The sequence below is a fragment of the Streptomyces sp. NPDC059851 genome, assembly GCF_042732005.1.
Classification (GTDB): Bacteria; Actinomycetota; Actinomycetes; order Streptomycetales; family Streptomycetaceae; genus Streptomyces.
The window spans coordinates 1-8,233 of sequence record NZ_JBHWJJ010000220.1 but is presented as its reverse complement, the minus strand read 5'-3'; the positions used below and the strand labels follow the sequence as shown (position 1 = coordinate 8,233).

Below are 8,233 nucleotides of genomic sequence, written 5' to 3'. Positions count from 1 at the left end.
TCGACCCGATCCGCAAGGCCTTCGCCAAAGCCAACGGGGTGAAGCCGGCGCTGTTCAGCGCCAACTCCGAGGGCGCGTGCCCCACCTGCAACGGCACCGGCGTCATCTACACCGACCTGGGCATCGTGGCCGGGGTGTCCAACCCCTGCGAAGACTGCGACGGAAAGCGGTTCCAGGCGTCGGTGCTGAAGTACCACCTCGGCGGCCGGGACATCAGCGAGGTACTCGCCATGTCAGTGACCGAGGCGGAGAAGTTCTTCAGCGAGGGCGAATCCCGCACCCCGGCCGCGCACAAGATCCTCGAACACCTCCTGGACGTCGGCCTCGGCTACCTCAGCCTCGGCCAGCCGCTCAACACCCTGTCCGGCGGCGAGCGGCAACGCCTGAAGCTGGCCACGCACATGGGTGAGAAGGGCGGCATCTACGTCCTCGACGAGCCGACCACCGGCCTCCACCTCGCCGATGTGGAGCAGCTCCTCGGCCTGCTCGACCGGCTCGTCGACTCCGGCAAGTCACTCGTCGTCATCGAACACCACCAGGCGGTCATGGCACACGCCGACTGGATCATCGACCTCGGTCCCGGCGCCGGACACGACGGCGGCCAGATCGTCTTCGAGGGCACCCCCGCCGACCTGGTCGCCGCCCGCTCCACCCTCACGGGCGAGCACCTGGCGGACTACATCGGCGCCTGAGGGACGCCCCTGCGCAACCCCGTCGTCCCTTCCGAGCGGACCGCCCGGCCCCGGGTGGAGCGCTGCAGGCGGTGCGGGTAGACGTCGTCACGCCCGCGCTCGCGGTCCGGCCGCCCCCTGGCCGGACCGTGGGCGCGGCGAGGAGCGGGTCAGCCGCGGGGCGCTGTCGGGTACCGCTCGATGCCGCCCAGGGCGGGTGTTCATGCCGTCAGGAGGGGTGGACCGGGGGGCGGAATGCGGGCCACGAGTTGCCGGGCGATCTGGTCCAGCTGTGCGGTGGTGTCTTCCGGGGAGCGCTGTGGCCCGCCGTTCTCCCAGTACGCCGCTATCGCGTCGATCAGGGGGTTCAACTCCTCGCAGCGCCCGTAGGCCTCTGCCACGTCGTAGAAGATGAGGGCGGTGCCCTCCGCGGGGTCGAGCCAGCCTCCGACGATCTCGCAAGCCCACCAGCGGGCGAGCGCCAGCCGGCCTTCCCAGTAGTCCTGGGGCGGGTGGAAACCGAAACCGAGCTCGTCCATCACCCGGCCGAACAGCTCCGGGGCCAGGTCGTGCTCGCAGCGGTTCAGCGCGGCGAGGTGCAGCAGTGACGGTGTGTCGACGCCGGCGCACACGGCACGCAGAGCAGCTTCGGTCAAGAGGTCCGGTTCCACGTGCTGCCCGTCGACCCACGAGTGGGCGATCTCCCGCAGCTCCTGCACCGCGCCAGCCACCGTTGCAGGTACTTCCCCCGTCGACATGACGGAATGCCGGCACGCGCGGTCGGCGTCCGGAAACCAGATGTCCCGTCGGCCGGACGGGCCGGATGACCTCGCCACCGACGACACCGCTGCTTTCACCGGCGCGTTCCTCGCCCAGCACGGGGACGGTCCGCGGGCTGTGAGGGCGTGGCACGGGCCGGTCAGACCCGTACGGCGGTTGCGTTCGGCGGTTGCGTTCGGCGGCTACGGCCTGGCAGCGGGACGCGCCAGCAAGTGCGGGGACAGTGCCCGGACCAGGGCCAGGGTGCTGAGGGCGAACATCACCACGCCCAGGGGGACGTGGAGCGAGGACACGTGGGCGATGCCCAGCACGACCTGTGCCGAGGCGAGGAGGAGGAAACCGGTGGCGTGCAGGACGGGGCGGGGTGATCCGCCGCCTGGGCGCCAGGCCAGGATCGCGGCGAGCACGTACAGCATCGACGCGCCGTACATCACGCGCGATCCGACGTGGTGCACCTCGCCGGCGAGGGGCGAGGTCAGCAGCATTCCGGCGGTGACGGCCTGGCAGAAGAGGGTCAGGGTCTGCAGGGCCAGCGCGGTCTTGAGGAAGGTGCCGGCGCCCTGTGGGGCCGTCGTTCGTCTGGTCATGGTGTGGTCCCCTTGTCGTGGTGTGCGGCAATCGACGGGTGCTGTCCGAGCTGCAGGTGTGCGGACGATGTAGGGGCCGGCGATGAGGGCGTTTTCGACGCGGACCGCGGACGGCCGGGACGCCGTCGACCTCGATGTCGCCGGACTGCCGTTGGACACGGTGGCTCGCGGGTGGTCGTGCCGCCGGTCCGAGCTACGGCCGAGAGGCGTCAGGCGTCAGGGCTGAGCCTGATGTGGGGCGCGAGGGCGGCGAGGAAGTCGGGGGCGTCGAAGATGCGGCCGGCGGAGGCGACACCGGTGGTGCGGATCCGGCCGGTCAGGACGCGGTCGAGGGCTTCGACGACCAGGGGCGCGGTGACGGCGTAGATGTCGCGGCCCTCGGCGACGGCGCGGCGCTCGACGCCGCCGGAGCGGACGACCACGTCGACCAGGAAGGTCTGGTCGGAACGGCCGAGCTCGTCGGTGGCAGTGGGCGTGGGGGTCTCGGACGAGGCGATGTCCTGGGCGGCACCAACGGCCATGTGGGTGTGGACGTCCCGGATCAACAGGTGGTCGGTGACGGTGACGACGTCGGCCATGGTGAACTCGGTGACGACCGGGCGGGGGCCCATCGGGGCGGGGAAGGGCCATTCGGTGGTGGGCGGGGTGTCGGTACGGCGCTGCCAGGTGCCGCCGCTGTAGCGCAGGCGGTACTCGCCGCGCCGTTCGCGGGAGACCGCGCCGGACAGGCGGGTTCCTGCGGTGGGGTGCCAGTCGCTCAGGCCGTAGGCGATGTGGGCCTCGTCGGCGTGGGCCCAGTCCCCCATCGCGGCCGTGACCAGGAGGTCGCCCAAGCCCCCGAAGAACGCCATCGCCGGGACGACGACCGCCTTCTCCTCGCGGGCCCGGTCGGCGTAGTGGGCGAAGGTGTCGAGGTTGGCCTCCAGCTCGGCGGCCACGTCCAGGTACGGGATCCCGGCCCGCAGGGCCGCCTCGATGACCGGGCCGGTCGTCGAGGCGAACGGACCCGCGCAGTTGATCACCGCAGCCGTTCCGGCCAGTGCGCGGTCGAGGGCGGCTGCGTCGTCGACCGGAGCGGGGCGGGCCCCGTGCCCGGTCGCGTCCGCCAGGGCGGTCAGCTTCGTAGCGTCGCGGCCGGCGAGGACCGGCACGTACCCGCGGGCGGCAAGCTCGGCCACCACGAACCTTCCCGTGTGTCCGTACGCGCCGTAGACCGCCACCGTGTTGTGCGCCGTGCCGTTCACGAAAACCGCTCCCCTGCCTCGCCTTTGCTGTGCGACCGGGCTCCGCCGTCTTCTCGCGGCGGCCGGTGCGCTGTGACGGGCCCATCCTGGCCGGGGTCGGTCCACACCCACCAGTGTCCGGAACGACACGGCACGTACACTTCCCGACATGCGAAGCGTCGCGTTGGCCGTCACCGACGGAATGCTCCATTTCGAGTTGTCCCTGGCCTGCGAGGTCTTCGGCTCGGACCTGACCCATCTGGTGGACCCCTGGTACCGGTTCTCGGTGTGCGGGTCGGGGCCGGTGGTCGTGGACAGGTTCCGGCTGGAGCCGGACGAGGGACTCGACGGGTTGGCGCGCGCGGACACCGTGATCGTGCCGGGCTGGGCCGACGTCGACCGCGACCCACCGGTCGAACTCGTCGACGCGGTACGCGCCGCCCACGGGGCCGGGGCACGCGTGGTGTCCCTGTGCACGGGCACGTTCGTCCTGGCCGCCGCCGGACTCCTCGACGGCCGGCGCGCCACCACCCACTGGGCCCACACCGGTGAACTGGCCCGCCGCCACCCCGGCATCACCGTCGACCCCGACGTCCTGTACGTCGACAACGGCAGCGTCCTGACCTCCGCCGGGAAGGCCGCAGCGATGGACCTGTGCCTCCATCTGGTCCGACTCGACCACGGGACCACGATCGCCAACACCATCGCCCGCCGGCTGGTCGTCCCACCCCACCGCGAGGGCGGCCAGGCCCAGTTCGTCCGCACTCCCGTTCCCGCACCCGGCAACCATCCCCTGGCCGAGCTCCTCCCCTGGATCCTGGCCCGCCTCGACGAACCGCTCACCGTCGAGGACCTCGCCCGGGAAGCCCGCATGAGTTCCCGCCACCTGACCCGGCGCTTCAAGACCGTCACCGGTACCACGCCCCTGCAGTGGCTCCACGGCCAACGCATCCGCCACGCCCAGGAACTCCTGGAAGGCACCGATGCCACCATCGAGGTCATCGCCACCACCACGGGGATGGGCACCGCCACCACACTCCGCCGGCACTTCAACCGCGCCGTCGGTGTTCCGCCCGACACCTACCGCCGCACCTTCCGCACCCAGGAACGCACCGGGTCCACCCCGTGACGGCGGCCAGCGCTCCCGGCGCGACGCCGCGAGCGGAGGCCATGGCGAGCCGACCGTCTGGCCGGGGTCCGGCCCGGCCGGGCCGAGGGCGAACGCCACTGCCGGACAGTCCTCGACAACGCCGCTGCCGGGCAGTACTCGATGTCACCGCAGCCGCCGGGCGTGGCCGGAGACGTGTAGCGGCGACCCTCGGTGGCTCCCCAGAGCCGCCGGTGGCCCCCGCCGCGGCGGGGGCCCGGGCCCTGCGAACGGTTCAGAGCGTGATGCCGTCGAGCTGGACGTCCCAGCTGCCGGCGCGTGACGTGACGGTCACGGTGGACAGGGGAGGCACCTTGAGGTGCCAGAAGGCCGCGTCCGGAACGGACAGGACGTGCAGGATCGTGGCGCGGATGACGCCCGGCTCGGTGATGGCCAGCATGTCCTCCTGGTCCTGCGGCAGGTCGTACAGCCAGGTGGCGGTCCTGTGGCAGAGCTGCCGGACGGATTCCCCTCCGTGTGGTCTGGCATCGGGGTCCGTGAGCCATGCGCTGAAACCGTAGGGGTTGGTGGCGGCGATCTCGTCTATCTGGTGGCCGCCCCACTCTCCGTAGTCGAAATCACGCAGGGCCGGCTCGGGAGTGGCCTCCAGTCCGAACTCGTCGGCGGTGGTCGCACAGCGGTTCGAGGGGGCCCGGAGTGTGGTCGAGTGGGGTGACGGGGACGCACCGGCCGTGGTCGCCGAGTACGGCGCCCCCGCGCCTCGGGGCCGGTCGCCGAAGATGCCGGCGGTGTTCCCCGCGGACGCACACACGAGTGTCAGACGGACCGTCATGGCTGTCCTCCTTCTGCCTCCGGCGTGGCGCCGGAGCGTGACCGCCGAACCGGCCGGTCTGACCGGCGTGGCGGGAGTGGTCGCGGTCGCGGCGTACGGGCCGTACGCCGTCGCTCCTCGGCAGAGCCACCAGTGCAGGGTCCTGGGGAGCGCCGGCGCCGGGATGCGCGCACACGATCAGGTTCGGCGATCGTTGCCGCCGCAACCATCCGTCACGTGTCCCGAACGCCCCCGCTGATCGGCTGGTGGGTGCCTGCCGAGCGGTGGGTCCGGCCGCCGGGCACCTGCGCGGAACCCCTCGACGTGGTACGAATCGGACCGTGGTCCAGATTGTCGAATGGAGCACGCGTGATCCGGGTTCTGGTGGTAGACGACGAAGCGCTGATCCGCACGGGCTTCCAGCACATCCTTGACGCCGCGGACGGGATCGAGGTCGTGGGGGCCGTTTCCGGCGGGCAGGCACTGCCGGCGGTGCGCGAGACGGCGCCCGATCTGGTGTTGCTGGACATCCGGATGCCGGACGTGGACGGACTCACCGTCCTGGCCGAGCTGCGCCGGCTGCCCGCTCCGCCGGTGGTGGCCATTCTGACGACTTTCGACATGGACGCGTACGTGGAGACGGCACTGCGCTCCGGCGCAGCCGGTTTCCTGCTCAAGGACACCGACCCGGAGGAGCTTCCGTTCCTGGTGCGCTCCTTGGCTGAGGGCGGCACCGTGTTGTCGTCGAAGGTCACGCGGACCGTGGTGGACGGCTTCCTGACCGCGGGGGCGCAGGCCCCCGAGGCGCGCCTGCTCGAACGGCTGACCGCCCGGGAGCGCGACGTGCTCGTCCTGATCGGCGAGGGACTGTCCAACGCCGACATCGCCAAACGGATGCACCTGAGTACCGGCACGGTGAAGGACCACGTCAGCGCCATCCTCACCAAGCTCGAGGTGGGAGGCCGCGTCCAGGCGGCCCTGCTCGCCCAGCGGGCCGGCCTCCTGGGGACGGAGACGCAATGATCAGCCGCCGTACAGCCGTGCTGCTGGACGCCGCCGTGGTGGCGGTCGCACTGGTGGACGTCTGGGTCCACTGGGACGGTGACGAGCCGCTGCGCATGACCTGCGGCCTCGCCGCGGCCTTCGCCCTGCTCCTGCGCCGCCGCCTGCCGTTGCTGACCTTCGTGCTCACCCTGCCCGCCGTCCTGTTCTCGGACGCGGTCTTCGCCTGCCTCGTCGCGCTGTACACCCTCGCCTCGCTCAGCCGCCACCGCATCCTCCTCGCGGCCTGCGCCCTGGCCTTCACGTTCAGTGACATGACCTCGATGCCGGCGCTGCTCACGCCGAGCCTCGACCTGACGAGCGCCGCGACGCTGATCAGGTTCGGGTACACGGCGGCGACGGCGGCCGCCCCGGTCTTCCTGGGGCAGCTCGTCCAGACCCGGCGGGACCTGTCGGCGCGACTGGCGGAGATCTCGGAGGCGCGCGACCACGAGCAGATGCTGACCGCCCAGGCCGTCCTGGCCAAGGAGCGGGCGCAGCTCGCGCGTGAGATGCACGACGTGGTGTCCCACCAGGTCGGCCTGATCGCCGTGCGGGCCGGTGCACTCCAGGTCGGTGCGCGGGACGCGGAGGTCAAGGAGGCGGCGGCCACGATCCGGCGGCTGAGCGTCCAGACCCTGGACGAGCTGCGCCACATGGTCAGCGTGTTGCGGGCGTCCGGGGGACGGCTGACGGAGCTCACCCCCCAGCCCTCCCTCGCCGACATCGAGCAGCTGGTCGACAGCAGCGGCATCGAGACCGAGCTGAGCGCGCAGCTCCCCGACGGACTCCCGCCGACCGTGCAGCGGGCCGTCTACCGCACCATTCAGGAAGCTCTGACCAATGCGCGCAAACACGCGCCCGGCGCCACCGCGAAGGTCGACCTGCGCCACGAGAGGGGCCTGATCCGGGTGACGGTCACCAACACCGCGCCCAGCCGGCCCGCGCTACCGCTGCCCGGTGCCCACTACGGACTGGTCGGCCTGAGCCAGCGCGCCGCCCTTCTCGGCGGGAACGTCACCTCGGGGCCGACGGCCGACGGCGGCTACCGGCTCAGCCTGGAGCTGCCGGTCGAGGGCGTACCGGGGTCCGCAGGGGTCGCCCGCGGGCACGGAGGGTAGCGGCCTGGGGCGTGAGCAGGTCACCGTGGGGAGACCCGGACCGCCTCAGAACGGCGGCACGGGTTCGATGGTGAACAATTGCGTGGCGCCGGAGAATTCCAGTAGGCGCAGGAACTGTTCCCTGGGAGCGGCCAGGTAAAGGTTCTGGCCGGTCGCGGCGATCGCGGTCCGGGCGTCCAGCAGAACGTTCAGCCCGGAGGAGTCGCAGAAGGACAGGTGCTGCAGATCGACCACCACGTCGCTCGGGCGCGGCTCGCCGGCCAGGGCCTCGAACAGCGCCTGGCGGAAGGCCTGGGCGCGGGCGATGTCCATCTCGCCATAGGGGCGTACCACGGCCCTATCGCCCTGGGTATCGACTTCGATGTCCGGGCTGTCCTTCCCGCTGCGGCTGTGCACGCGGCAGTCCTTTCTCTGACCGTTCCAGCTTAGGCACGGGCCGGCACCGCGACCAGCACGCCCCGGTGCCGGCACTGCCCGGCCACGCCGCACGATCGCCGGGGCGAGGGTCCTGACCAGGCGTTTCAGCCGGTGGATCGGGCCGGAGCCTGCGGCGCGCGGTCTCGGCGGCGGGGAGGGAAACGTCCCGGGCGGGATCGTGGAAGGTCACCCGTTCACCGTTCCCACAGAACGCGGTCAACGGTGAAGGGGCAGGTCCCGGCCGACCGGCCGCCGCGTTCCCCCGCGGATATGCCCGGGTGCTTCGACGGCCGGATTCCCGGGAGGCTCAGAAGAGGGCTGACGGGCAATGGGCGGGGCGGCCAGCCGGGGGGGCGGGGCGCCGGGGGGGGGGGGGCGGGCGCGGCCGCGCGCGGCGGCGCGCCCCCGCCGACGCGCACGCAGAATCACACAGACCCCCCCCCGAACCAAACACCGATCACCGAGAACAAGTGA

The 8,233-nt window shown here is 72.0% G+C and carries 9 protein-coding genes; 4 read left to right on the top strand and 5 right to left on the bottom strand.

What is annotated here, in order from left to right; translation table 11 throughout:
* Window positions 1-692, top strand: a 692-nt coding sequence (locus ACFV7Q_RS37525; RefSeq protein ID WP_385435430.1) for an ATP-binding cassette domain-containing protein, incomplete at its 5' end; no start/stop codon positions are given.
* 200 nt (window positions 693-892) lie between these two features.
* On the opposite strand, the gene ACFV7Q_RS37520 is transcribed toward ACFV7Q_RS37525, so the two are convergent.
* The 3 genes from ACFV7Q_RS37520 to ACFV7Q_RS37510 form a co-directional block, all read right to left on the bottom strand.
* Window positions 893-1,402: a hypothetical protein gene (locus ACFV7Q_RS37520; protein WP_385435429.1), complete on the bottom strand. Its 510-nt coding sequence runs from the start codon at window positions 1,400-1,402 to the stop codon at window positions 893-895.
* A gap of 231 nt (window positions 1,403-1,633) precedes the next feature.
* Window positions 1,634-2,038, bottom strand: coding sequence for a hypothetical protein (locus tag ACFV7Q_RS37515; RefSeq protein ID WP_385435428.1), 405 nt, complete (start codon window positions 2,036-2,038; stop codon window positions 1,634-1,636).
* Between the two features lie 209 nt (window positions 2,039-2,247).
* Entirely contained in the window at window positions 2,248-3,282 is a 1,035-nt protein-coding gene (locus ACFV7Q_RS37510) for a saccharopine dehydrogenase NADP-binding domain-containing protein (RefSeq protein ID WP_385435427.1), read from the bottom strand.
* Between the two features lie 148 nt (window positions 3,283-3,430).
* Between ACFV7Q_RS37510 and ACFV7Q_RS37505 the strand changes: the two genes are divergently transcribed.
* Window positions 3,431-4,390 carry a helix-turn-helix domain-containing protein gene (locus tag ACFV7Q_RS37505; protein ID WP_385435426.1) on the top strand — a complete coding sequence of 320 codons (960 nt, stop codon included), beginning with the start codon at window positions 3,431-3,433 and terminating at the stop codon, window positions 4,388-4,390.
* A 253-nt stretch (window positions 4,391-4,643) separates the two neighbouring features.
* Here the strand turns inward: ACFV7Q_RS37505 and ACFV7Q_RS37500 are convergent, their stop codons facing one another.
* Window positions 4,644-5,201: a histidine phosphatase family protein gene (locus ACFV7Q_RS37500; protein ID WP_385435425.1), complete on the bottom strand. Its 558-nt coding sequence runs from the start codon at window positions 5,199-5,201 to the stop codon at window positions 4,644-4,646.
* A gap of 348 nt (window positions 5,202-5,549) precedes the next feature.
* Here ACFV7Q_RS37500 and ACFV7Q_RS37495 point away from each other — a divergent pair, with 348 nt between their 5' ends.
* Window positions 5,550-6,203, top strand: a complete 654-nt coding sequence (locus ACFV7Q_RS37495; RefSeq protein WP_385435424.1) for a response regulator — start codon at window positions 5,550-5,552, stop codon at window positions 6,201-6,203.
* Window positions 6,200-7,342: a sensor histidine kinase gene (locus ACFV7Q_RS37490; RefSeq protein ID WP_385435423.1), complete on the top strand. Its 1,143-nt coding sequence runs from the start codon at window positions 6,200-6,202 to the stop codon at window positions 7,340-7,342. Before ACFV7Q_RS37495 ends, ACFV7Q_RS37490 begins: the two co-directional genes overlap by 4 nt.
* 45 nt (window positions 7,343-7,387) lie before the next feature.
* On the opposite strand, the gene ACFV7Q_RS37485 is transcribed toward ACFV7Q_RS37490, so the two are convergent.
* A complete protein-coding gene (locus ACFV7Q_RS37485; protein ID WP_385435422.1) occupies window positions 7,388-7,738 on the bottom strand; it encodes an STAS domain-containing protein in 351 nt (116 codons plus the stop codon).
* Window positions 7,739-8,233 lie beyond the last annotated feature (495 nt).